This is a genomic window from Lysinibacillus sp. TE18511 (assembly GCF_054062295.1).
Genome location: NZ_JBSSFD010000038.1, coordinates 1 through 23,502, shown reverse-complemented (window position 1 = coordinate 23,502; position 23,502 = coordinate 1). Strand labels below are relative to the sequence as shown.

The window sequence follows — 23,502 nt, the reverse complement described above, 5'->3', positions numbered from 1 at the left end:
TGTGAAAAACAAAGAGCAGGGTGAGGAGTAAGGTGTTGAACGTTACTACTCACTCTTTTTATCTGTTGAAATTGATTTTTTTATGTATCCACAGGTTTTTACTAAGCGTTCTTCAGGATGGAATATGTAGTCAAGTACATATTTGGGTGAAGAATCTAAAACGGAAATGTGATTTAATGGAATTAATGGTAGTGTTGGTTATAAAATAAATGAATCTATTGACGATAAATAAGATGTAAATATAATTATATGTATCTATAGCTTCTAGTTAGTTTTAGTCATTTTAGAGATGGATAGTAGTAAAAAACCATTATTTATTATTTAAAAGTGAAATAGCTGATTATGAGAAGTTACAATTATATTTTGTTGCCAGCTTATTTTCTTTCTTGCTACAATAGGGCAATAGTTTGATACAAGAACGGAGTAAACAATGGATATTTCAGTAATTACAGTGTCTTTCCCGTTAGATGGGGAAACCTTAAATGAATTAAAATCATTATGTGAAGAAGCAACTTTAAACGATTATCGTGTATATGAAACGATTATGAATATACCAATGGCAAGCTCCTTTGATTCGAAAGGTTTTATGGTTCTTGCGTATGACGATGACAAGGATGTGTTAGTCGGTGCGGCTAGTGCAATTGATTTAATGGGGTTACATACGTATGAATGGTCGTTAGTAGTTACACCATTATATCGTCAAAAGGGAATTGGAACCGCTTTAGTCGGGGGGCTACAAGCGGGACTAGATGAACGAGGTGCAGAAGGTCAATTGGCACTAGTCATTGATGGATCACCTTTCGGCCATGCATTTATTGAAAAAAGGGGCTATACATATAGCTTCTCAGAGGCAACGCTAGAAACAAGAGCGGAACGAGTTGAATTACGTAGTGATATTGAGATTTCTCCATATGCTGGGGAGCATGCAGCGTTAATGACTATTTATAGTGAGGCATTTGGTGATTTACCAGAAGAATCCGAGGAGCTAATTGCCTTTAATACGTCAACGGATGGACGAAAGCTTTGGGTAGCACGTAAAGACGATATGGTAGTCGGTACAGTAACAACGGTTGAAGAAAATGAAATTCAATGGGTAACGGCACTTGCTGTTCTTTCAACTTGTGAAGGACAAGGTATTGGTACAGCTTTACTGACATTTTCAAAGGATTTTGCAAGTGAAAATGGAGCGAAATATGTCATGCTTGATGTAGAAATTGAAAATAGAAAAGCACTTTCTGTTTATGAGAAGGCCGGCTTTATGAAAGCTCAACAAATAGATTATTTCGTGAAAAACTAAAAACAGGGTGAGGAGTGATGTATGGTGCATCGCTGCTCACTCTTTTTATTTGGTTCTCTACAATTTGTTTAGGGTCAGCGTGAACGTTTGATTCGAATTTTACCATGAACGAGTTAACAATGTCAGTTGAATAGAAACTTTGCTGGCACAATTCAAAATCCGGCCGCAAAAATCATCAGTACCTGCCGCTACGCTTTCGGTACAAAAACCATCAGTTGAAAGAAGTTAAAATTGAACATAAGTTTGTCACTATCTTCATATAGTATTACGAAGCCTATGAAAGGAGTCGTTATCATGCGTATGCCGGCATTGCCTAAAAAAAAGTCTCCTCGAAAGGAAGCACCTCGTTCATGGTGGAAGGTTGTTAAAGCGTATTTATTCAGAGGGAAGTTTTACCGTCTACCACCTCGGAATTGATAAATGAGCATTCCATAAAATAAAAAAGTCGCCGAGATAGCGACTTTTTTATTTTTATTCAGCAGAAGACTCCCGCCTCAGAAAGTGGTGAGATGTATGCGTGTGTGGTTTCTTTTCAGTAACACCTGCTGAAATAGAGGAACTCAGTCTACCAAGGCGAAATTGATTATTATATCTGTTCATTTTCTAATAGAAAAGTATTTTTTGATGGGCCAATTAAATAAAGCTCATGCATTGCTCGAGTGAGTGCCACGTAAAGTAGCTTTCGATCAATCTTCGTATCATAGAAAGGGATATTGAAGGCAGCTACGATGACCGCATCAAATTCAAGGCCTTTAGCTAAATGACTTGGAACAACGAGCAATAATTCCTGATTGATGGACTCAGTTTCAGTTAGGAGCTGAGCAGCAATCTTATTGTTTTTTAATGCTTGCTGCATGGATCTTGCCTCTGCAGTAGTTTTGCAAATTAAAGCAATGGAATGATGTCCATTGGCTCGAATGTTCTCAAAAATTTGCTTAATTTGCGGGGCATCAAATGATTGTGCCTGTATATAGGTAGGTACATTGCCATGACGAACCACGGGCTCAACTAAGGGAAGCTGTTCGTCCATTTGTGCTAAAATCTTGTTCGCTACCTCCATAATTTCAATTGTTGTTCGATAGCTTTTTTGAAGTGTTCTGAAGCTTGCTCGGGGAAATAGATTTTGAACGGGTTCCCAGGCAGTAAGAGATCGATAGCTGTGAATGCCTTGTGCTAAATCACCAACCATAGTAAACATATCCGTTTCAAGGCCTGTTTTTAAAGCAGCAAGCTGAAATAAACTATAGTCCTGTACTTCATCGATAAAGACAACTCGCATTTTCCATTCATCTGGAATTCCTTTTATACGAGCTTGTAAATAATAAATTGCAGCTAAATCTTCAAGCACCCATTGTTCTTTAGCATGCATTTGTAAAAATTGCTGTTGCTCAAGATAATGCCATTCTGGTGCAAGCTCTGCTAAAAGCTCAGCATTTGTTAGAAGGGTACGATAGAGAGTTTTGATGTTATGTTTAGCAAAGCGACGCATATAAACAGATACTGTTGATTTTGCCTCTTTCTCAATAGCAGGAATACGTTCATCACGTTCATCGATAAACTTAGTGACAACGCGACGACGTTTGTCATCATCACGAATTCCATTCAGTGCTTTGCCAAGTGCTTCGTCATATTTTTTATGGAGCATATTTAAAATAGCCTGTTTCTTTTGACGAACATGGCTTGCTAGCACCTTTTTAATATGAGCTAGTCGTTTTTCAATCGGCATATAAGAAAATTCATATAAAAATAGCTTCTTTAAATGGGAGGCGCGCATAATGCAATATTTTTCAATGGAAACATCCTCGAATTGGTTGGCAATTTCCTGTTCTATTTTTTGAACATATCGTTCTATTACATCTCGATAATAAAGAGAGCCCTTTATTTCGGATATCCAAGAGATGGACTGTTGGGCTTCTCCTGCAACAAGAGATTCTAATTGTTCATTAGGGTTTTGAAGTTTCAGTTTCAGTTTAGTTGCAGCTAGAACATAATCAGTAAAGGTTGTTTGACAAATTTTATCGACACCAAGCTCTGGTAAAACGTCACCAATATAATCGATAAATAACTTATTTGGTGCTAAAATCATGAGCTGCTCAGGGTTAAAATGTTCGCCCATTGTGTAGAGGAAGTAAGATATTCGGTGTAGGGCAATTGTTGTTTTTCCACTACCAGCAGCCCCTTGTACGATGATCGGCTGACGAAGATGTGCTCGAATAATTTCATTTTGCTCTTTTTGGATGGTGGAGACGATTTCTGTTAAACGCACATCGGCTTTTCCAGCTAACGCTTCTTGCAGTAATTCATCGTTTGTTGTTAAATCAATATCCCGTATATCAAGCAATTCACCATCTTCTATTTTATATTGACGCTTGGCAAATAGGTGTCCCTGATGGATCTCTCCACGCACATCATATTCCATATCCCCAAGGCGACCATCATAATAGACGTTTGCTACCGGTGAACGCCAATCGACTATAATAGGCTCATGGGTTTCTCGATGAAACAAAGAGGTTTTACCGATATAAAGAAATTCTTCAGGATCTCCAGTTTTTTGAAAATGAATTCGGGCAAAGTATGGCTTTTTTTGAACAGCCTCTAAGCCTTCCTTTTGGTTTCGAGCCATTTCAAAGAAACGAGCATTTGCTAAGATATTTAGATAGCTCAAACTTGAATCTAAATAATCAAGATCTGCCATCGACTTACGGATATTTTCCTGAGCAGATTGCAAATCTTTTTGCGATTCATTTAAAATTTGCTGCATGTAATTTTTGGTGTAAACTAGCCGTTCCACTTCAGCCTGAAAATCTGGATGTTTTGCAGTCATTTTTTAGCACCTCCTAAGTACTTACAATTTCAAGTAGATTCTCATACTACTATATAAAATATTTACCATCAAGTGAAATTGTAATAGGATTATTTAGGAAGAAGGGAAACCGAAAATCAAGGCCCGCCCGCTAATCTGATGAGAGGTGGGCGAAATAGGAGGTTATTAGATATGGATATTTTTGCCCATAGGGGCGTTTCTGCACATTGCCCTGAAAATACTATCGCTGCGTTTGTAGCTGCATCAAAGCTTGCGATTGCAGGGATTGAATTAGATGTTCATTTAACAGCGGATAGGGAGTTGGTCGTGATTCATGATGAAATGATTGATCGCACATCTAACGGTTCTGGCTACGTAAAGGATTATACGCTACAAGAACTTCGTGCATTTGATTTTGGTTCATGGTTTTCTCCTGAATTTGAGGGTGAAAGCATTCCAACGCTAGGTGACATATTCGAGCTGTTTGCAGGTACAAATCATCGTATTAATATTGAACTTAAAACAGATATATTTCCGTATAACGGTATAGAAGCTCTTGTCATTAAGGAAGTTGCTGCATACCAAATGACAGAGAGAGTGATTATTTCCTCCTTCAATCATGAATCCATTCAGATTGTCTCACAAAGAGCACCGTATATCGAAAAAGCGGCGCTATTTGCAGAAATTTTAGTTGATTTTTATGGCTACACAGTTCAAATTCCGGCAAATGCTATACATGTCAGCTTAACAACGGCGTTTCGGAAATCAGTTAAAGAAGCTCTTAATGAAGGAGCCACTGTACGTGTGTATACAGTCAATGATGTTGAGTATGCAAAGCAATTGCAGCAGCTTGGTGTACAGGCAATATTTACAGATGACCCAGAGAAGATAGTATTTGGATTGGCAGATTGATTGGATGGAATGGCCGGGGGGATAGAAGTAGTGATGGAACGGTCAAAGTGGCGGATGAAAGAGCTAAGGTGACGGCTAGAAGTCGAGGCGACGGAAAGAATCACCAAAGTGATGGGTAGAAAGGCCAAAGCAACGGATAGAAAGGCGAGATCGACGGATAGAATCGCCAAAGCAACGGATAGAAAGGCGAGAGCGACGGATAGAATCGCCAAAGCGACGGATAGAAAGGCGAGATCGACGGATAGAATCGCCAAAGCAACGGATAGAAAGGCGAGAGCGACGGATAGAATCGCCAAAGCGACGGAAAGAAAGGCCAAGGTGACGGATAGAAGTCAAAGCGACGGATGGAAGAGCCGAAGTGACGGAAAGAAAGGTCAAAGCGACGGAAAGAGTGGCCAGAACGACGGATAGAACCGTCAAAGACGTGGATAGAACAGCCAAAAACGTGGATAGCCCACAAATCGAGGGAAAGAAGAGCCAAGGTTATGGATAGAAGTCAGAGCGACGGATAGAAAGGTCGAAGCGACGGATAGAAAGGCGAGATCGACGGAAAGAAAGGCCAAGGTTATGGATAGAAGTCAAAGCGACGGAAAGAAAGGTCGAAGCGACGGAAAGAGTGGCCAGAACGACGGATAGAACCGTCAAAGACGTGGATAGAACAGCCAAAAACGTGGATAGCCCACAAATCGAGGGAAAGAAAAGCCAAGGTTATGGATAGAAGTCAAAGCGACGGAAAGAAAGGTCGAAGCGACGGATAGAAAGGCGAGATCGACGGAAAGAAAGGCCAAGGTGACGGATAGAAGTCAGAGCGACGGATAGAAGAGCCGAAGTGACGGAAAGAAAGGTCAAAGCGACGGATAGAGTGGCCAGAACGACGGATAGAGCGACCAGAACGACGGATAGAACCGTCAAAGACGTGGATAGAACAGCCAAAAACGTGGATAGCCCACAAATCGAGGGAAAGAAGAGCCAAGGTTATGGATAGAAGTCAAAGCGACGGAAAGAAAGGTCGAAGCGACGGATAGAAGAGCCGAAGTGACGGAAAGAAAGGTCAAAGCGACGGATAGAAAGGCGAGATCGACGGATAGAATCGTCAAAGACGTGGATAGAACCGTCAAAATCGTGGATAGCCCACAAATCGAGGGAAAGAAGAGCCAAGGTGACGGCTAGAAGTCGGAGCGACGGATAGAAGAGCCAAGGTGACGGCTAGAAGTCGGAGCGACGGATAGAAGAGCCAAGGTGACGGCTAGAAGTCGGAGCGACGGATAGAAGAGCCGAAGTGAAGGAAAGAAAGGTCAAAGCGACGGAAAGAAAGGCCAGAACGACGGATAGAACCGTCAAAATCGTGGATAGAACCGTCAAAATCGTGGATAGCCCCGACAGAGCGACGGGAAAGAACAGCCAAAGCGACGAATAGACGCGAGTCATGGGCTTTTTCGGATTTAACGCGCTGAGGATGTGCGAATGTCAGTGCGTTAAACCCTAGTATGAGAAGAATATAGCAATTAAATTATTTTGTTCTTACCATTTCACACGATTTTCTTCTATACTGCCTAGCATTTGCTTGATTACAAGTGTTTCACCGTTGTCTAGTAATACGGAGCCGTCGTAATAGCCAAACATTTGATGTACTTCAGATTTTACAAGTCCGGCCTTTGTTACGGATACGCGCTCGAAAAACGGGGAGAATGTTAATGAAACTTGGTTAGAGAATTTCGTCTTAATTTTCCACCGTTGCATTAAATCCTCTTGATTATAATTGAACAGTACATCTTCATGTATTTTTGTCATTTGACCTTCAACGAAAACAGCATTTTCGGTCATTCCAGTCCCGTCAGTCCACTTACCGCCTAAATTGAGCCCAATTCGCCTACCTCGAACTCGCTGTGAGGCCATACCCCAATTCCATGTTGACTCACGCGGCCAAACACCACGACTATATTCTAGTACAGAGAAGTTTTCCTCAGGTGAAAATGTAAAGCGACGAGTTCCAATTGTTACAACCCCAGAAGTAGGAAGTATATGATGCTTACCTGTAAATTGGAATGTTTTACGGTTCCAAGGAATGACTACATTCAATGACTCATCTGTTGGTGGATGCTGAATGACAAGCTTCGCACGTAAAACATCTCCATCGAAGTCCGGAATGGAAACTGATAGATGTGTTTCATTTTGTATATAAGTCATCTCAATCATCATGTCACTATTTTTGTATGATACGGAATCTAACACCTGTGTAGGCATTTTTAAATTTCCGCCTAATGGAATTGTAATCGTTTTTTCAAAATAGCGCTGTGTTTCATATTCAAGGAAATAAACGAAGCAGACCGCCGCGTAGTCTAGATGACTAATAGTAGCAGAGAATATAATCTCGTCACCGTAGACACACCAATAATTCCATTTCTTTTTGCGCAGAATATGGCCACTTAAATTGCTGTTTATGAGGGGTTTACGTGCAAATCCGATGGCAGCTGGATTTAAATTACCTTTTTTATCGCATAAAAGAGTAGGCTGTATAATTTCTTTCTCAGCATGCTGCTTCACTTTCAACATCCCTTCCAGTCATAAAATAAAAATGTATATTTCTTTTAACCTTATTGTAGCAAAAACTACCTTAAAATTGAAAAGATACCACCAATAAAGACCACTTTATATAGGTTTTCGAATATGGGCCTAGCTAATAGAAACACCTCTTTGTACATATGATGAATATAAGGAGGGGAAGTGTGGCAAAAATGTATAACAGACAGGCCGCTGTACAATATGCGAATTTGTGGTGGAACAGGCGTAATCCAGCATTTCCGAATTTTACTGTCGATTGTACGAACTATATTTCTCAATGCTTACTTGCTGGAGGAGCACCAATGCGAGGTGCTCCAAATAGAGAGAGAGGTTGGTGGGTTCAACATAGCAATTGGAGCTTTAGCTGGTCTGTTGCACATTCCCTTAGATGGTATTTGGAGGGCTCTAAAAATGGATTGAAGGGAAGGCGTGTGCAATCTGCTGAGGAATTAGATCTTGGAGATGTCATTTTTTATGATTTCCAAGGTGATGGAAGGATTGACCATTCCGTAATTGTGACGAGTATTCAAAATGGTATTCCATATGTTAACGCACATACTTCAGATAGTATTAATCGGCCATATTTTTATGAAGATTCAACGGCCTATACGCCAAGCATGACTTATTATTATATTCATATAGATGATAGTTTTGCTTAGGAAGGTAGCGGTATTAAAGCTCATCATTTTGTGATAATGTAAAAGATAGAAAATATTGCAGTAATGTTATAAAAGGAGATACGAGTATATGAGCGAACAATTTTTGTCTGTTAGGGATGCGATTATTGAGCGTCGTTCTATTAAAAAGTTTAATGGGCAGCCAGTAAATCGTGAAGATTTACTGGCAATTATTGAAGATGCGGTATGGGCACCGAATCATGGTAATCGAGAGCCTTGGCGTTTAGTTGTTGCATGTGGAAAGGAGTTATCTGCCCTTCATCATGTATTACGTGATTTAGCTATACCGAAATGGCAGGAGCTTTCAAGTGAAGATTTAGAGAAGCGAATGATGAATTTCACATTACCGGGTGGTTATGCTTTTGTGATTGTTCCTGAGGATGTACGACAAAAAGAGCGTTTAGAAGATTACGCAGCGGCAAGTATTTTTATTCAAAATATTCAATTGCTAGCATGGGATAGAGGAATCGGCTCATGCTGGAAAACACCCGCTTTCCTAGATAACTCAAAATTCCGTGAAGCCTTAAAAGTTCAGCCGGGTGAGCGTGTTATCGCAATGCTACAAGTTGGCTATTTTGATGAAATACCAAAAGGGAAAGAACGTAAAAAATCAGCAGATATCGTTACGATTTTTGGAGAATAACATAGTAAAATCCCCTCGTAAAAAAATGCGAGGGGATTTGTTGATTTTATTTTTGTAATTCAGCTACTTCGAATAAATAATCGCTTAAAACGCGTAATCCTTTATCGAAGTTTTCTAAATGGAAGTGTTCATTTGGGGCATGGAAGTTTTCACTAGATAAACCGAAGCCCATTAGCACTACTGGTAATTCTAAAATTTCGTCAAAAGCAGCCACGATAGGGATTGATCCTCCTCCACGTGTGTAAGCAGTTGGCACATTATATACTTTTTCGTACGAGCGACCAGCTGCTTGGATAAGTGGATGATCAAATGGTGTTAAGAATGGACGACCTTTATCGAATTCAGAGATTGTCACTTCAACGCCAGTTGGCTTATGTTTTTCAATATGTGCTTTTAAAAGTGCTACAATTTCATCAGGTTCTTGATTTGGCACAAGACGGCAAGTGATTTTTGCGCCAGCCTCAGCAGGAAGCACCGTTTTAATGCCTTCGCCAGAGAAGCCACCAAACACACCATTGATCTCTAATGTTGGGCGTGCCCAAGTACGTTCTAAATAGGAATAGCCAGCCTCACCGAATAATTCCTTCACGCAAACTTCTTCTTTCACTGATTCTTCATCGAAGCCAAGCGCGCGGTAAGCTTCACGTTCCTCTTCAGTTAACGGTAAAACTTTGTCGTAGAAGCCTTCAACTTGAATAGTGCCATGCTCATCACGGAAAGATGCTAAAATGTCAGCCAATGCATGAATAGCGTTTTGTACACCGCCACCGTAAAGACCTGAGTGAAGATCACCTTTTGCACCGCGAACATCAATTTGAATCCCTGTTAAGCCTCGTAACCCATAGCATACAGCAGGCTTACCAGGACCGTATAGACCTGTATCAGAAATCAAAATTAAGTCTGCAGCTAATTTCTCCTTATGTTCTTCAACATAAGCAGGAAGGTTTGGACTGCCAATCTCTTCTTCACCTTCATAGATGAATTTCACGTTCACTGGTAATGTGCCAGTTGTCGCAAATAATGCTTCAATCATTTTTAAGTGCATAAACACTTGTCCTTTATCATCACTAGCACCACGAGCAAACAATTTGTTATCACGAATTGTAGGGTTAAATGGCTCGCTATCCCATAAATTTAATGGATCAACAGGCTGTACATCATAATGACCGTAAAACAGAATAGTTGGTTTGTCCTCTGCATGTAACCAATCCGCATAAACAACAGGGTGACCTGCAGTTTGAGTAATGGAGATGTTTTCTAGATTGAGTTTCTTAAAGGCATTGGCAAGCCACTCGGCAGCATTTTGTATATCTCCTTTATGCTCAGATAAAGAACTAATACTTGGAATACGTAAAAATTCGTTTAATTCATTTAAGTGTGTCTCGCGATGTTCTGTGAAATACGCATCTAATTGCTGTAAATTTGTCATCTAGCATCCCTCGTTTCAAATATTTCGATAATAGAAATAGTATAGCATAATGTGGTTGGAGAATCCTGTGATAGCAATGGTTTCTGAGATTTTTATTAATGATTAACCCCAGTTTTATAAAAGTACCGCGAGAGACATCAAGTGAAGATGATTGGCATTGAAAGAAGTTTCGAGAGCAAAGAAAAAAGCCGTAACGTTGGCAGGCGCTACAGCTTAAATCCATTCTTTATGTTATTAAAATTTGTTGGTCATTCCATATATCATTCCAGATATATAAGGAATCAACCAAATGAACCATACTAATATACTAAACGTATGGAATTTTATCATCATATTTGAGTCTTTTTTTACCAATACAATAGAAGCCCAAATTGCATGAAATAACATTAACAAGATTGCTAATAAACCTGTTAGGCCATGAAAACTAAATAGAGATCCTTGTGAGGACATCTTTTCCATCATGGTAGTTCCGAGTGTATCGCACAGTAAGCCTATCCAAAAAATAATCACATGCCATAACTTTAATGTTTTTTGGAATTTTTCTGCCCATACTCCTACTGAATAAAAAATTAGTGCTGCTGTAATAAATATAGTAGCAATTATTAGCATTTCAATCACCCTCTAAAAGAATATATACACCTATTGCTCGGATTTATTATAAAAAAGCAATATGAACAACAGATGAACAGCAACTGCTACATCAAAAGAGTTTCGGGATTCTATGCACTACTGCGCACCATGAAAATAATTAGAACATGAACGTATACATCCATTCCATAATCATCATTGGTGTATTGCCTAATCTCTCAGCGATAACTTTCACATTGAATTCACGATTTAACAGGTGGTGCAATGTGTATGTCAAAAAAACATATGTCGTTGTTTTTAGTAGTCCAGTTCGATCTAAAATTTTATTGAATGCATAAATAGGACTTGTCTGATGGCTAATATTGTGCTTCCGCCACTTTTTTGACGCGTTCTAAAAATTCAACGACTACTTTGTCCGAAGCAAACAATAAAAATAATTTTACGAACCATTTTAACGGATTATTTGTTACAGTATAAGTAAAAGAAGTCTCTGTTTCATTTAGTTTATTTAATTCATAGTAAGCCGTAATTTCAAACATATTAGCGAGTGTAAAGCCTACTTTCAATATTTTTTTATCAGGCGTATTCGTATATTCTAATGTTTCGACATCATACTCTTCGATACGTTTTCCTTCTTTATATTTTTGGCGATAAACACTGCCAACCACTTCTTCCGTTATTTTCATAGGTTTGTTTTCAACTACTTGTGGCATAATTTTTTGCAAATCAGCTAAAGAGCCATCAAGCAATGTCCAAACGTTTTCTATGGGAGCATTTATGTTAATAGTCTTTGTCCATGTTTTCATCAAAAAACACCTCTACTTCCAACAATAAAATACATAATTTTTTTATTTTATCCTTTAAATCTGCGCCTCAAACAAAAAATTTAAGGTTATCACTAAATGTAATTGTACTAGATAGTTGTAAAGGAATATATCTATTTGAGAGCTATTATTTTAAATAACATTTCACTTTGTTGATAAAATAGTGAATCTAGTAATGTTTAGCATTGTATTACTATTGATCTGCAGCATGTTCGAATCAATCATAAAATCATACAAATAAAATACCAGATACTCGATTATTTGAGTATTTGGTATTTTTTTGCTTAGTGCATACTTAGATTTTTATTCGAAAGGGAAGGGGAAATCAGCATCATTTTCTTCTTATGATCTTCAATATTAAAGGTTCATCACCAAAACGTGTGGTTGATTTCCGTTCCGACTGGGCGCTTTGCCGCTGACGCTTCGCTTTCGCGCAGAGCAGAGCTTCCTGGGGGCGTCCGATGAGCCGCTTCACTCGCGTTGCTCGCTCCAGGGTCTCGGGCCTACACGATGTAGGTCACGAAGGCGTTATCACAGGACGTGATGCTCTTAGCCTTCGTTCCTCTTTCGCTGATCCCCAAGGAGTCACCCAGCCTTCACTCCAATCAACTTATTTACATAGTATATGTTTTAACAAATGTCATCCACAACTTTTGGCGATGAACCATATTAAATACAATGTACATAAAATTTGGTAATTTCCTTTAATTTTTTGATGATATTTTCGTTGTTTATCAAATATTTAACTTGACGCCATTTATAAAAGCATGTAATATGAAATAAACTTCACATGAAGTAAACTTCATATTTCGGAAGGGGTATTGTATTGAAACGGAAGTTATTTCAAAGATTATTAATATCGTTCCTCGCAATAATGTTAGGTGTTATTAGTCTTTTGATGGATCCAGAAGATAAAGTGTCAACAATCTATCTTTTCATTGTTGGCATTATTATTTTGATTGTATCGATGACAATCTATATAAGAAAATCAGAAAATGAAGATGATTTATCGAAAGAATATGATGAAAGAGATGCTCTGGTTGAAGGACAAGCTTCAAATATAACGATGCATTGTATAACTTCATTAATAATAGTGTTGCTATTTTTGAGTAATTTTATTGTATTATCTGTAAAAGCGGTTCTTTTACTATTAATACTTGCTCTTTTCATCCTAAATACTGTAACTAAGTTTTTCTATGAACGAGTCCTTTGATATTGAAGGGGGATGAATATGGAAAATAGAGTGCGGGATTTAAGAAAACAGCATAATTTAACTCAACAAGAACTGGCTGATCGTGTAAGTGTATCGTCAAGGACGATTATTTCACTTGAAAATCAGAAGTACAATCCTTCTGTATTACTTGCCTATAAAATTGCATCGATTTTTAATCAATCGATAGAGGAAGTTTTTATTTTTGATGAAAATGACAAATAAGGAGATTTTTTAATATGTTAGGTTTAATTGGTATCGTTTTTGGTATTGTTTTAACTGCTTGGGGAATTTATCGTATGAAAACAGATGATGCTTTATTTGGAAAGACTCAAAAAAGAAAAAATATTTTTAATCTATTTTTAATGGGAGAGGCGTCTGGGATTGGTCAATTTTTAGGCGGAATTGTTTGTGTAATTTTAGGAGTTGCTTATTTATTGTTCGGGTAATCTAAAAAGCTACCAACCGTTTAAGTTAATATATTTAGCAAAAGACCGGGACTTGTGATTCAGGTCTTTTTGTGTTTATTCACCTTGCAATTCCTTTTATCGAGCTTCCATAATTTTGTAAGGCTACAGGAGTAAGCATCACTAATAATAATAGATTTTTCCTTTCGATTCTTGCTGTAAGAGAGGTTAGAATAGGAGCACCTATAGTTACATCATATGTAAAAAAATTTAAAACTTGAACATTTAATCTATAGGATAATCTCCAATCAAAAAAGCATCCGCTCTAAGAGAGTAGATGTTTTTTGTGCTGCTATCAAAGTTCTTTTTCACTAAAATTGTCACGTTTGAATTTGTTATAAAGGTTTGAGGTGTCCTGCCTAAAAGAATCGTTCATATACGAAACAAGAGGTGATCGAAGCCAAAACCATTTTTCGCTTCTTTCATGAAATTTTCCATCGTGCCTCGTTTTCGATAAGACTGCACAATCACTTGGGGGGAGAAACTTTTGCTGAAATTGGTCACGAAGAACGTTTGCGAAAAGAATAATTCAAAGCTGGACGAACCGATTTCTAGTCTTATATTTTTACCTAAATGGGCATTTTGCATAGGTCGATTACTCAAATATACATATAGATAACAAGACAATACTATTAGGAGGCTAAAGGAATGAATAAAGATCTTCTGCTTACGTTAATGAATAAAGTTATAAGAGTGGATCGGGGAGGTCCTGAATCACGTATAGGGAAGTTAATGGCTGCTGAAGACGATCATTTTGTATTATTAACAGAAAAAGATGGGATTGTTTACTACAGAACGCAGCACATTAAAAGCATTTCTCTTAACCCAAGAGATGGGATGGCATTTAGTGCTGCAGATCCAGCAGCAGGTTCGTACCTACTTGCACCTGATTTTAAAGCAGTAGTAAGCAGCCTACGACATCATTGGGTTAAAGTGAATCGTGGGGGTCCAGAAATGTTAGAAGGAATAATGGATGAGGTTTCGGACGATTATATTACTATTTTTTCTAAAGAAGAAATTATCCGTCTAGCAATGTATCATGTTCGAAATATTAGTTTAGGAACAAAGAGCGAAAAAGCTAATGAAGGAAAGAAAGATCAAGAAAAAGCTAATGAAGGACAGAAAGATCAACAAAAAACGAATGAAGGAAAGAAAGATCAAGAAAAAACGAATGAAAAAAAAAATAGTGAAGCAAAAGATAGCAATGAAAGCCCTAATAATAAGACAGAAAACAGCAATAAACAAAAAAATGAAAACGCAGTGAATGATAGGGGAAGAAATGCGAGAAATAGAAGAAGGTAATGATTTTGTATTACGAAATGATTCGAGTCACGCATTGTCATATGAATATCCTTTTCAGCTGAATAGCGGAATCATTTCGTATTTCTATAAGCTCGTCAAAAGCTTCACTTGTATATTGTAGAACCTAAATCCGTATGTATACTTAGCCCTAGTAGTGGATTTTGCGCTGCTACTGCGTTATCAAATGTTTCTAAAACCAGTTCAACCTCATACCATATTCGCTAGCTTAGCTGATTGACCGTTGTCTCGAGCGATAAAGCTCGACTAAAATTTGTAATTTCTTAATTGTACTTTCTTAGACTCTTTTCGGACACGTCCTCTTGTATACTAAATTTTATTGATTGATCCGAGGCATGTCTATTCAACTATAAACATCCATTCAACAAATTTTCTTATATAATGTGATTTGAAGCTGAACTAATATCAATAATTAGTTCAGCTTCAAGTTGTTGAAAAACTAGTATGTCAATGAAATTAAGGTATCATAATGAATTACGCCAAGGCGAAAATTGATATCAAAATATCGATAAACTATCCGCTGGTTTAGTGCAAAAACTGTAACAAAAAAGTGACAAACTTTCTTGAATCACAACCCCTAGTTACTTTGATAAAAGGAAACAAAAAAATAACCTACATAACAAAATAGACGCACCTTACACTTGATGAACAGTTTGAATATGTGAAAGGTTAAAATACGTTGAATTAGATTTCCCGTTTTGTATCTCAATAATTTGACCTGTTACAGTTATTACTCTACCTATATGGGAGAATTCTTTTCCAAGATTTAATACAACAAGTTGATTTCTAAGTTGGTCAAATTGAGACTCGAATGTATCGTTTAGTGACTGATTGTTAATAGACGACAGGCTTAAAAATTCATTTTCACTTAGTCCGTAAGGAAACTGATCCTTAGAATATGGAATGAGCCATTTTAAATGTTTTGTTGAAATGAACATGGTTTTGTAAATAGGAGATTCAAATACAAAATAATCATTCCTAACAGACGTTATAACTCCATGTAGTGCTTGGTTTTTTGCTACAAAAATCTCCACGTATATTCCTTTTGCATGTGAAAGTATATTTGTAAGGGTTAGGTCTTTATTAGACGACACTTGAGAATCAAATGCCGGTCTTTCTGAAGGTTGTTGAACATCATCTTCATTGTCATAATCTATTTCTAAAGATTGAATATGATCGATTGGTAAATAGACAAACATATTTCCATTATAAATCACAATAATGTCACGACTAGAATCAATCACTGAACCTTTTAATATCTTTCCTCCCGAGAGTTCAATGCCAACAATTTCTTTATTTAAATTTTGCAATAACAAAATCAATTTACCTCCCTTTCTATATAAGTACTCAAACTACCCACAAATACTAACTGAATAAATTAATCAATAAGCTAATCGGGATGACTAAAATGCTACTTTAAGCTATCCCTCCGTTAGATTAATTTTCTATGTTTTTTTAAATAAATATCCATATTAGTGTTGCTGGGGGTATTAATAGATGTCAATATGACACTGATGTCTCCTCAAGTACACTTGCCAGACTTGTAACTTGAAAAAGTAAGGTCTAATCCCTAATCGCAATGTACCAATCATCACAACTTATTCATTTGAAATTGCTTTTATGTCAATATTTTTTATGGTTTTACGGTGCTAAAGAGCATCCAAAATGCTTTTCCAAACGCCCGTAAACTAAATGTTTGCGATTGAATTAATTATTTCAATTTCAAGATGGCGATTACTTTATAGTTTCTTTAACAATAAAAAAGAGTTCATCCTATTAGGAGGAACACCTCTGATTATAAAACGACCTATTTTTATTTAGTTGAAATTAAGGATCTAACACTATTTTAGACGTCTCTTTATCCAAAACTTAAAGAAATACATGGCATGAGTTCAGAATTTGCTTGAACACATGCCTTTTTATGTTTGCTTTAAATCAATCTAATTCTTTACGGCATACTATTTTAATATTTAGGTAATTTAGTATGAATATTAGAGAAAGTAGGTATAAAACTAAGGGAGTTTTAACTTTTTACATATTTATACTAAGACAGCATCACTAACCTAATGGATGAGAGGGAGAGCCTATTATTTTAGTCTAAAAATAAGATATTTTTTAGAATCAAAAAACTGCTTGAAGGTGAAAATACTATGCAAATATTTGAGATAATAACAATACTTACATTTTTAGTTACTCTTGGTTTCATTTTTTGGAGACCTAGAAATATGAATGAAGCTATTCCTGCATTGGTTGGCGCGATTATTGTAATACTTTGCGGTAGTGTGACTATGACAGATCTCGTCACAATTTTCCAAACCATCAGTGATGCTGCGATTACCATCATGGCTACAATTGTCATGGCGATTGTATTAGAAAGCTTTGGGTTCTTTAACTGGGTTGCAGAGCTCCTTGCTGAAAAAGCAAATGGGTCTGGCATTCGATTATTCTGGTATGTCAATCTCTTATGCTTTCTCATGACACTCTTCGTTAATAATGACGGTAGTATTTTAATCGCAATACCAATATTAATAATGTTATTAAACAATATGGGATTAGAAAATTATCAAAAGATTCCATATTTACTTTCTGGAGGTTTAATTGCAACAGCATCCAGTGCTCCAATCGGGGTAAGTAATATCGTAAATCTAATTGCATTAAAAATTGTCGATATGACTTTGTATGCACATACAGCAATGATGTTTGTCCCTGCAACAATCGGTTTATTACTACTAGTTGGCTTACTGTTTTTATACTTCAAAAAGAACATACCTAAAACTGTTCCTACAAATGTAGCAGGGATGTCACTTCCTTCTTATCATCCACTTAAACAAATGTCTTTAGGACAATCGAAGCAAAAGCGTACTAGGTTTATGCTAAACGTACTTCTATTTGTATTTTGCGTTCGGTTAAGTCTGTTCTTCGCCTCGTTTTTAGGAATTCCAATTTCTATTATGGCGGTGATTGGATCCCTCGTTCTTTTAGGGTGGAGATGGGCTTATTTAAAAATACCTCCAGGTGATATGCTGAAAAAAACACCTTGGTATATTATCGTTTTCGCATTTGGTATGTATGTCATCATCTATGGTCTCAATAATATTGGCTTAACAGAATGGTTAATTCATTTTATGCGCCCACTGGTTTCAGAAAACCTACTCAATACAAGCGTCTTAATGGGCGCACTACTTTCGGTACTTTCTAATATCTTTAATAACCACCCTGCGCTTATGGTTGGAACTATTACGTTAACCAATATGGGGCTCGACCCTATTTCTTTGAAAGTTGCTTATTTAGCAAACATTATTGGAAGTGACATAGGTGCACTGTTACTTCCTATGGGTACCCTTGCAACACTAATGTGGATGCACATCTTAAGAAAAGGCAAGGTGAAAATCACATGGTGGGAATATATTAAAGTTACGATTATTGTAATTCCACCTACAGTCATCTTCACATTAGTTATTTTATATTATTGGGTAACGTGGCTCTTTTATTAGCACTGTGGAATAGATGACCTAAATTTAATATATGATTATTCGACAAAATGGTTCTAACATTACTATTTATTTGTTATTAATCGAAGATGATTTTTATATTAGTTGAGAGAAATAGCCACTTTAATTTGTAAATCAACGATTCTTTAGAATCAGCTTTTTAAGCTTATACAATTGTAGTAAAAAGGTGACTTTAACTCATGCATTAGGTCTGAGTATTAATAGAGAGAGTCTACGATTTTCGTAGACTCTCTTCTACATAGCGTCAACTCGTAATGTTTTGTGTAACTATTTGAAATGGATGGAAAAAATAAAATTATTTGCTCAGAGATTCAGGAAAGAACAAAGTGAGGAAGGAAATTAATAAAGGAGTATTGGCGCCTCAGCTTTTACATAAAAAACATCCTATACAAAACGAAAAAGGATTAAGTCCGGTTCAACACCGAACTTAATCCTTACAGATTTTTTTAAAAGATAGGGGATCACTCCAAAATGAAGTGGTCCCTAATCGTTAGTGACAAATTGTATAAAGAGGTACTGCATTTAGAAATCATATTAAACTCGGAATTGAGCTGCCAAGTCTCTTAACTCTTCTGCCAAGCTTGCTAGTGAATAAGCAGATGATGAAATTTCCTCCATTGCTGCCATTTGTTCTTCGGACGAAGCAGAAATACTCTCAGTGCCAGCGGTAGTAGATCTAGTTATAGAGTGGATTGTATTCATACTACCAACAATTTCTTCAGTTCCTGCCGCCATTTGCTCGACCGCTGCAGATACTTCTTCTACTTGCATCGTAACACTTTGAATGGCATCTTGAATGGAAGCAAAAGTTGTACGTGTATTTTCTGTTGTTTTAATCCCTTCATTAACTCCAGTTGTTACTAACTTCATTGATTCAACAGCCTTTTGAGTATCTTTCTGCGTCTCTGAAATCAACACTTCAATTTGGTTTGAGGAAATAGCGGACTGTTCTGCTAATTTTCTAACCTCATCTGCAACGACAGCAAAGCCCTTCCCATGCTCGCCAGCACGTGCGGCTTCAATTGCTGCGTTCAAGGCAAGGAGATTTGTTTGTTCAGCAATTGCTGTAATTGAATCAATAATTTGACCGATTTCATTAGAACGTTTTCCTAACACGTCGACAACTTCTGATAAGCCATTTACTCGTTCTGTGATGTCCATCATTTGTTGATTTATTTGATTCGCGGCATCTATACCATGTATCACTAGAGATAAGGAGTCACCTGAAAGTTCGGTTACAGCTTGAGCATTTCCAGCTACTTGTTGTACACCTATTGAAAGCTCATTAACGGTATTGACGGTGTTAGAGACATTGTTTAGTTGCTCTACTGAACCATGAGCGATCGTTTCCATCGTATTTGCAACCATCTCTGTTGCTTTCGTAGTTTCAGCTGCATTGGCATTCAATTCTTCAGATGCTGCGGCTACATGATTAGCAGTTTCAGTCACTTTAGTTACGGTAGTACGAATATTATTAAGCATCGAATTAAATGAAAGGGTTAATTGACCAATTTCATCTTTGGATGAATAGGTACCTTGTACAGTCAAATCTCCATCGCCTGCTTTTAACATATTAGCCTGCAACTCTTTAACCGGATTTACAATTAAACGGCTAATCCATGTTGCCAATGTAATAAAGAAAATAATGGCTATAAAAGTGAGAATGGCAGAAATAAGCATAGTATTGTATAGACTTTGTTCATTTGCTTTATTCAACTGTTCAGCATCATCAGAACATATAATCATAAGATCACGTGCATTATTTGCCACTTTCTCACGAAAATCCTGCATAGATGTAGTGTATAAAGAATAAGCTTCCTCGTTTTGGTTTTTACTAGCCAAATCAATGACCTCTGTCATAGTACTAAAATAACCGTCGAGATTGGATTGAATAGATTCTAACAGTTTTCGTTCATCTTCATTTCCGCTGTAAGAGTCTTTGAATTCTACAATTGATTCTTCAATATTTTGAGATCTTTCTGTGACGTTCGCTTGTAGCTCGGTATTACGTTTAGTATCCATAGTAATCATAAGCTCTAAAACGAAAGAATCCATCGCACGAATGTCAGTTCGAATTTGACCGAGATATTGGATTGGCAAAAGTGACTCTTCGTACATCTCCTTAGTTCTTTTCGCCATATCGTTAATATAATAAAAACCTCCACCCGAAATAATTAGCAAAAAAATAACAGCAGACGTAATAAGTGTTAGAATTTTCTGTTTGATTGAAAAGTTTTTCATATGTATTACCTCCCTTGTCTCAACTATCTTCAAAATTCCTTATTATTATTGTGGTATATACTAATAACTTTGGATATATTGAGTAATTTAGATTATGTAATAGTATACTACATCTAAGCTATTAATAAGAGAAGAAAAAATTAAAAAAATATAAAATAAGTATTAATTATTTGAAAAAAAACCCTGATAGTAGTTTTAAAGTAGCGAACATAAAGTGCTATGTTTGAAGTTAGTAAATTGTGTCTTTTAAGAAGTAGTATAGAAAACATACATATTTTGTTATGGAAAATTAAAGGAGAAAAGTCCCGGGGAATCTTTGTGACATTTATAATAGTCCCTTATTAGCGCGCTTTTTTGATTGAAAAGACTGAATACTCATTCTTTGTGCAAAGGGTATATCTGTAACATTAAATTGTTTATTGAGTAATAGGTTCGTGATGAGAGATGGGGGAGAAGATCATGAACAACCATCGTCAATTGTAAATAATCGTTTAGGTATGTTGAGGTTTTTATTATCATGGGGTGAGTATTGCTTCCATTTATACAGCAATTTTATGTTTTGTGCGGATTAAGGGAACAACAGACAACATAGCTGTAGTAATTATTACTGACTCCTATGTTTTTGTTAAATAAGAAAGAAGTCAATGAATTAAAGTAAGAAGAGTTCATGCTGATCATACCTTCAAAAATCAATGAATGGCCTACAAGTGCAAATCCAAGAACACCTTTATTGGGGTGTTCTTTTTATTTTAGCTAATGGATCCCATTGGGAAAATTAAATCCAAAAACGGGGGTTTGTGGACTACTACATTTATTAAAGAAATGGTAGTGAAAATACACCTAGAGGACACTTTTGTAAATGATTGTAATTAACATGATGAAGGGAGTGTGGGCGTTGTTTTATTTATAAGTGAAAAATTTGTCGAAAAATATAATTTAATGTAAAAAAACTTTTGGCACAGTTTGTATTTATTGTAAAAGCAAAATATGGTTCTATTAACATTTTTTAATTCCTTAAAATGGATTTTAATGAGGTTTGCGAAATTGATAAAAATACTAGTTTCTAAACATTTTTATAAAATGGTACTATAGTAATGTTTTGGGAATCCTTAAAATATTTTTCAATTCTTTAGTCGTATGTTATATTACTTTAGGTGCTTTTTGGTTTATATTATTGAGAGTTTACTCACCTGCGAGATTTTGTTAGGTTCTATATCGATAGTAAAAAGGTCTGTAAAGTTTTCCTTTCACTAAAATCCAAAGCAAGAAATTTTTACTGAAATAATATGAATCATATAAAGTTTAGCGATAATAGGGAATCTACATACGATACTCTGAAATTCAAACAGGAGGTTTATAAACATGCATGCCAAGAAATTATTTCCATTATTATTGTGTTTTGTAGTCGTACTATTTCAAACAATAGTACCCAATGTAGGAAAAGCAGATGAACTAAACAATACAAAGCTTATTGATAGTGCGCAAATTACAAAAACAGATTTAACATACGGAGAACAAACAGGAGTCCGTGTAACCTTTAGTGAAAAGCCTAATCTGAAATTAAAATCAGGCGATACAATCACAATGACATTACCACCTGAATTAAAAGGTTTTAATAAATTGATTAATCTAGATGATTATGGTACGTGTAATGTGACTGGCGAACAAGTTGTGTGTACGTTTAATAGTAAAGTAGATAAACGTGAAAATATTAAAGGTTTCTTTGAATTTACTATTCAAGCAACAAACGTAGAATCTGGAAGTTCAAAAACGATTAATACGAACTTTGGAACAAGTTTAAGTGAACAAGCTGTAAAAATTACTCATCCAGCTAGTAGCGGTTCTTCGCCAGGAATCTTCTTCTATAAAACAGGAGATATTCAGCCAAATAATTCAGACGAAGTCCGTTGGTTCCTAAACTTCAACTTAAAGAAGGAATATCTTGATCGTGATATCGTTTTAAAAGATTATTCAAAAGGCGGTCAACAAATTCAGAAAGATAGTTTTTATATCCAAACAAGTGGCCACTTAGGTGATCGTCAATTCACACCTGAAGAATTTTATAGGAATGGGCTTGGATATGTGAGTATTACGAGTGATAATACATTTAATGTATTGATTTATAGTGGGCGTGCAAGCGGATCTTCGTTCACGGTAGGTTACAAAACGACTATTACAGCTGAAGGCGTAAATGAAGAATATCTGAAGAATGAATATGATTTGACTTATAAAGTTCACAACCAAAATCCGGTAAATGAGAATAAAGTGGCTCAAGTAAAAAATATTTCAGCTAATGGTGGGGCTGTAGGGGATTTACCAGCTAAAGGTACATTAAGAATACTGAAATATATAGATGGTCATAAAGAACAAGTCATTTCAGGTGTTCAATTTAAAGTTTTCACATCAGGTGGTCAACAAATTGGCGATTTTACAACCAATGACAAAGGAATTGTAGAAGTGCCAAACTTGAAAGCTGGTGAGTACTATGTACAAGAAGTATCAGCTCCTGAATATGTAACATTTGACGCGAATGAAAAAATTCCATTTACAATAGATGAAGATGCTGCAAAAGGTATTGAATTACCAATTGCTAACAGTTTGAAAAAAACCTCGATTGAAGGAACGAAAACTTGGAGCAACGATCGTGAACAAGATCGCCCTTCAGAAATCAAAGTAGATTTACTCAAAGATGGAGAGGTTATTGCTACAAAAACAGTAACAGCAGAAAATGGTTGGAAATATCAATTCGATCACTTAGACCAATACACAGTAGAAGGTAAAGAGATCCAATATGCGGTGAAAGAGCAACCGGTAGAGGGATATGAGTCTAAAGTTAATGGTCATGATATTTTAAATACTAAAATAGAAAAACCAGTGGACCCAAGTGAAAAACCAGTGGACCCAAGTGAAAAACCAGTGGATCCAAGTGAAAAACCAGTGGATCCAAGTGAAAAACCAGTGGATCCAAGTGAAAAACCAGTGGATCCAAGTGAAAAACCAGTGGATCCAAGTGAAAA

Annotated in this window: 23 protein-coding genes and 1 pseudogene; 10 read left to right on the top strand and 14 right to left on the bottom strand. The window is 36.5% G+C overall.

All coding sequences use genetic code 11. The features are described 5' to 3' along the window. Nucleotides 1-430: 430 nt before the first annotated feature. Nucleotides 431-1,297 carry a GNAT family N-acetyltransferase gene (locus tag ACVWXS_RS20700; protein WP_402991043.1) on the top strand — a complete coding sequence of 289 codons (867 nt, stop codon included), beginning with the start codon at nt 431-433 and terminating at the stop codon, nt 1,295-1,297. 586 nt (nt 1,298-1,883) lie between these two features. Here the strand turns inward: ACVWXS_RS20700 and helD are convergent. After that, nucleotides 1,884-4,121, bottom strand: coding sequence for an RNA polymerase recycling motor HelD (gene helD, locus ACVWXS_RS20695; protein ID WP_456959982.1), 2,238 nt, complete (start codon nt 4,119-4,121; stop codon nt 1,884-1,886). A gap of 171 nt (nt 4,122-4,292) precedes the next feature. Between helD and ACVWXS_RS20690 the strand changes: the two genes are divergently transcribed. Next, the gene (locus ACVWXS_RS20690; RefSeq protein WP_456959981.1) at nt 4,293-5,012 is read left to right on the top strand and encodes a glycerophosphodiester phosphodiesterase; all 720 of its coding nucleotides are present in this window, start codon (nt 4,293-4,295) and stop codon (nt 5,010-5,012) included. Between the two features lie 75 nt (nt 5,013-5,087). Here the strand turns inward: ACVWXS_RS20690 and ACVWXS_RS20685 are convergent, their stop codons facing one another. The 6 genes from ACVWXS_RS20685 to ACVWXS_RS20660 form a co-directional block, all read right to left on the bottom strand. After that, entirely contained in the window at nt 5,088-5,453 is a 366-nt protein-coding gene (locus tag ACVWXS_RS20685) for a hypothetical protein (protein WP_456959980.1), read from the bottom strand. Between the two features lie 124 nt (nt 5,454-5,577). Then, nucleotides 5,578-5,718: a hypothetical protein gene (locus tag ACVWXS_RS20680; RefSeq protein WP_456959979.1), complete on the bottom strand. Its 141-nt coding sequence runs from the start codon at nt 5,716-5,718 to the stop codon at nt 5,578-5,580. A gap of 15 nt (nt 5,719-5,733) precedes the next feature. Then, on the bottom strand, nt 5,734-5,985 hold the full coding sequence (locus tag ACVWXS_RS20675) for a hypothetical protein (protein ID WP_456959978.1): 252 nt from the start codon (nt 5,983-5,985) through the stop codon (nt 5,734-5,736). A gap of 2 nt (nt 5,986-5,987) precedes the next feature. Continuing rightward, nucleotides 5,988-6,170 (bottom strand): hypothetical protein, encoded by a 183-nt coding sequence (locus tag ACVWXS_RS20670; protein WP_456959977.1) that lies wholly within the window; start codon nt 6,168-6,170, stop codon nt 5,988-5,990. An 88-nt stretch (nt 6,171-6,258) separates the two neighbouring features. After that, nucleotides 6,259-6,417: a hypothetical protein gene (locus ACVWXS_RS20665; RefSeq protein WP_456959976.1), complete on the bottom strand. Its 159-nt coding sequence runs from the start codon at nt 6,415-6,417 to the stop codon at nt 6,259-6,261. 116 nt (nt 6,418-6,533) lie between these two features. Continuing rightward, entirely contained in the window at nt 6,534-7,556 is a 1,023-nt protein-coding gene (locus ACVWXS_RS20660) for a DUF2804 domain-containing protein (RefSeq protein WP_068985141.1), read from the bottom strand. A gap of 182 nt (nt 7,557-7,738) precedes the next feature. On the opposite strand from ACVWXS_RS20660, the gene ACVWXS_RS20655 reads away from it, so the two are divergent. Both ACVWXS_RS20655 and ACVWXS_RS20650 read left to right on the top strand, forming a co-directional pair. Next, nucleotides 7,739-8,233 (top strand): amidase domain-containing protein, encoded by a 495-nt coding sequence (locus ACVWXS_RS20655; RefSeq protein WP_068985142.1) that lies wholly within the window; start codon nt 7,739-7,741, stop codon nt 8,231-8,233. A gap of 88 nt (nt 8,234-8,321) precedes the next feature. Beyond that, the gene (locus ACVWXS_RS20650) at nt 8,322-8,894 is read left to right on the top strand and encodes a nitroreductase family protein (protein WP_368636029.1); all 573 of its coding nucleotides are present in this window, start codon (nt 8,322-8,324) and stop codon (nt 8,892-8,894) included. A gap of 46 nt (nt 8,895-8,940) precedes the next feature. Here ACVWXS_RS20650 and ACVWXS_RS20645 read toward each other — a convergent pair whose 3' ends face one another. From ACVWXS_RS20645 to ACVWXS_RS20630, 4 genes are all read right to left on the bottom strand, one after another. Beyond that, nucleotides 8,941-10,323, bottom strand: coding sequence for a dipeptidase (locus tag ACVWXS_RS20645; RefSeq protein WP_368636030.1), 1,383 nt, complete (start codon nt 10,321-10,323; stop codon nt 8,941-8,943). 234 nt (nt 10,324-10,557) lie between these two features. After that, nucleotides 10,558-10,932, bottom strand: coding sequence for an HsmA family protein (locus ACVWXS_RS20640; RefSeq protein WP_402991115.1), 375 nt, complete (start codon nt 10,930-10,932; stop codon nt 10,558-10,560). A gap of 335 nt (nt 10,933-11,267) precedes the next feature. Beyond that, nucleotides 11,268-11,717, bottom strand: a complete 450-nt coding sequence (locus ACVWXS_RS20635) for an SRPBCC family protein (protein WP_427418862.1) — start codon at nt 11,715-11,717, stop codon at nt 11,268-11,270. 349 nt (nt 11,718-12,066) lie between these two features. Further along, entirely contained in the window at nt 12,067-12,210 is a 144-nt protein-coding gene (locus ACVWXS_RS20630) for a hypothetical protein (RefSeq protein ID WP_456959975.1), read from the bottom strand. A 351-nt stretch (nt 12,211-12,561) separates the two neighbouring features. Here ACVWXS_RS20630 and ACVWXS_RS20625 point away from each other — a divergent pair, with 351 nt between their 5' ends. From ACVWXS_RS20625 to ACVWXS_RS20615, 3 genes are read left to right on the top strand one after another with little or no spacing between them, the layout of a single operon-like run. After that, nucleotides 12,562-12,948: a hypothetical protein gene (locus ACVWXS_RS20625; RefSeq protein ID WP_456959974.1), complete on the top strand. Its 387-nt coding sequence runs from the start codon at nt 12,562-12,564 to the stop codon at nt 12,946-12,948. Between the two features lie 18 nt (nt 12,949-12,966). Then, complete coding sequence (locus ACVWXS_RS20620; RefSeq protein ID WP_068985171.1) at nt 12,967-13,170, top strand: helix-turn-helix transcriptional regulator; 204 nt, start codon at nt 12,967-12,969, stop codon at nt 13,168-13,170. Nucleotides 13,171-13,184: 14 nt separating this feature from the next. Further along, the gene (locus ACVWXS_RS20615; protein WP_456959973.1) at nt 13,185-13,394 is read left to right on the top strand and encodes a hypothetical protein; all 210 of its coding nucleotides are present in this window, start codon (nt 13,185-13,187) and stop codon (nt 13,392-13,394) included. A gap of 405 nt (nt 13,395-13,799) precedes the next feature. Here ACVWXS_RS20615 and ACVWXS_RS20610 read toward each other — a convergent pair. Continuing rightward, nucleotides 13,800-13,963: pseudogene (locus ACVWXS_RS20610) on the bottom strand (transposase); the annotation flags it as partial. A 97-nt stretch (nt 13,964-14,060) separates the two neighbouring features. Here ACVWXS_RS20610 and ACVWXS_RS20605 point away from each other — a divergent pair. Continuing rightward, nucleotides 14,061-14,714, top strand: a complete 654-nt coding sequence (locus tag ACVWXS_RS20605; protein WP_456959972.1) for a hypothetical protein — start codon at nt 14,061-14,063, stop codon at nt 14,712-14,714. Nucleotides 14,715-15,367: 653 nt separating this feature from the next. On the opposite strand, the gene ACVWXS_RS20600 is transcribed toward ACVWXS_RS20605, so the two are convergent. Further along, nucleotides 15,368-16,048: a DUF2642 domain-containing protein gene (locus tag ACVWXS_RS20600; RefSeq protein WP_456959971.1), complete on the bottom strand. Its 681-nt coding sequence runs from the start codon at nt 16,046-16,048 to the stop codon at nt 15,368-15,370. An 834-nt stretch (nt 16,049-16,882) separates the two neighbouring features. Between ACVWXS_RS20600 and ACVWXS_RS20595 the strand changes: the two genes are divergently transcribed. Further along, nucleotides 16,883-18,226, top strand: a complete 1,344-nt coding sequence (locus ACVWXS_RS20595; RefSeq protein ID WP_423475368.1) for an arsenic transporter — start codon at nt 16,883-16,885, stop codon at nt 18,224-18,226. A gap of 552 nt (nt 18,227-18,778) precedes the next feature. On the opposite strand, the gene ACVWXS_RS20590 is transcribed toward ACVWXS_RS20595, so the two are convergent. Then, a complete protein-coding gene (locus ACVWXS_RS20590) occupies nt 18,779-20,485 on the bottom strand; it encodes a methyl-accepting chemotaxis protein (RefSeq protein ID WP_456959970.1) in 1,707 nt (568 codons plus the stop codon). Between the two features lie 1,362 nt (nt 20,486-21,847). Between ACVWXS_RS20590 and ACVWXS_RS20585 the strand changes: the two genes are divergently transcribed. Further along, nucleotides 21,848-23,502, top strand: a 1,655-nt coding sequence (locus tag ACVWXS_RS20585; RefSeq protein WP_456959969.1) for a Cna B-type domain-containing protein, incomplete at its 3' end; no start/stop codon positions are given.

Bases quoted from the DNA above. Each gene is read 5' to 3' on its own strand.
- ACVWXS_RS20700 (WP_402991043.1), top strand. From the start codon at position 431: ATGGATATTTCAGTAATTACAGTGTCTTTCCCGTTAGATGGGGAAACC.
- helD (WP_456959982.1), bottom strand. From the start codon at position 4,121: ATGACTGCAAAACATCCAGATTTTCAGGCTGAAGTGGAACGGCTAGTT.
- ACVWXS_RS20690 (WP_456959981.1), top strand. From the start codon at position 4,293: ATGGATATTTTTGCCCATAGGGGCGTTTCTGCACATTGCCCTGAAAAT.
- ACVWXS_RS20650 (WP_368636029.1), top strand. From the start codon at position 8,322: ATGAGCGAACAATTTTTGTCTGTTAGGGATGCGATTATTGAGCGTCGT.
- ACVWXS_RS20645 (WP_368636030.1), bottom strand. From the start codon at position 10,323: ATGACAAATTTACAGCAATTAGATGCGTATTTCACAGAACATCGCGAG.
- ACVWXS_RS20640 (WP_402991115.1), bottom strand. From the start codon at position 10,932: ATGCTAATAATTGCTACTATATTTATTACAGCAGCACTAATTTTTTAT.
- ACVWXS_RS20635 (WP_427418862.1), bottom strand. From the start codon at position 11,717: ATGAAAACATGGACAAAGACTATTAACATAAATGCTCCCATAGAAAAC.
- ACVWXS_RS20620 (WP_068985171.1), top strand. From the start codon at position 12,967: ATGGAAAATAGAGTGCGGGATTTAAGAAAACAGCATAATTTAACTCAA.
- ACVWXS_RS20615 (WP_456959973.1), top strand. From the start codon at position 13,185: ATGTTAGGTTTAATTGGTATCGTTTTTGGTATTGTTTTAACTGCTTGG.
- ACVWXS_RS20605 (WP_456959972.1), top strand. From the start codon at position 14,061: ATGAATAAAGATCTTCTGCTTACGTTAATGAATAAAGTTATAAGAGTG.
- ACVWXS_RS20595 (WP_423475368.1), top strand. From the start codon at position 16,883: ATGCAAATATTTGAGATAATAACAATACTTACATTTTTAGTTACTCTT.
- ACVWXS_RS20590 (WP_456959970.1), bottom strand. From the start codon at position 20,485: ATGAAAAACTTTTCAATCAAACAGAAAATTCTAACACTTATTACGTCT.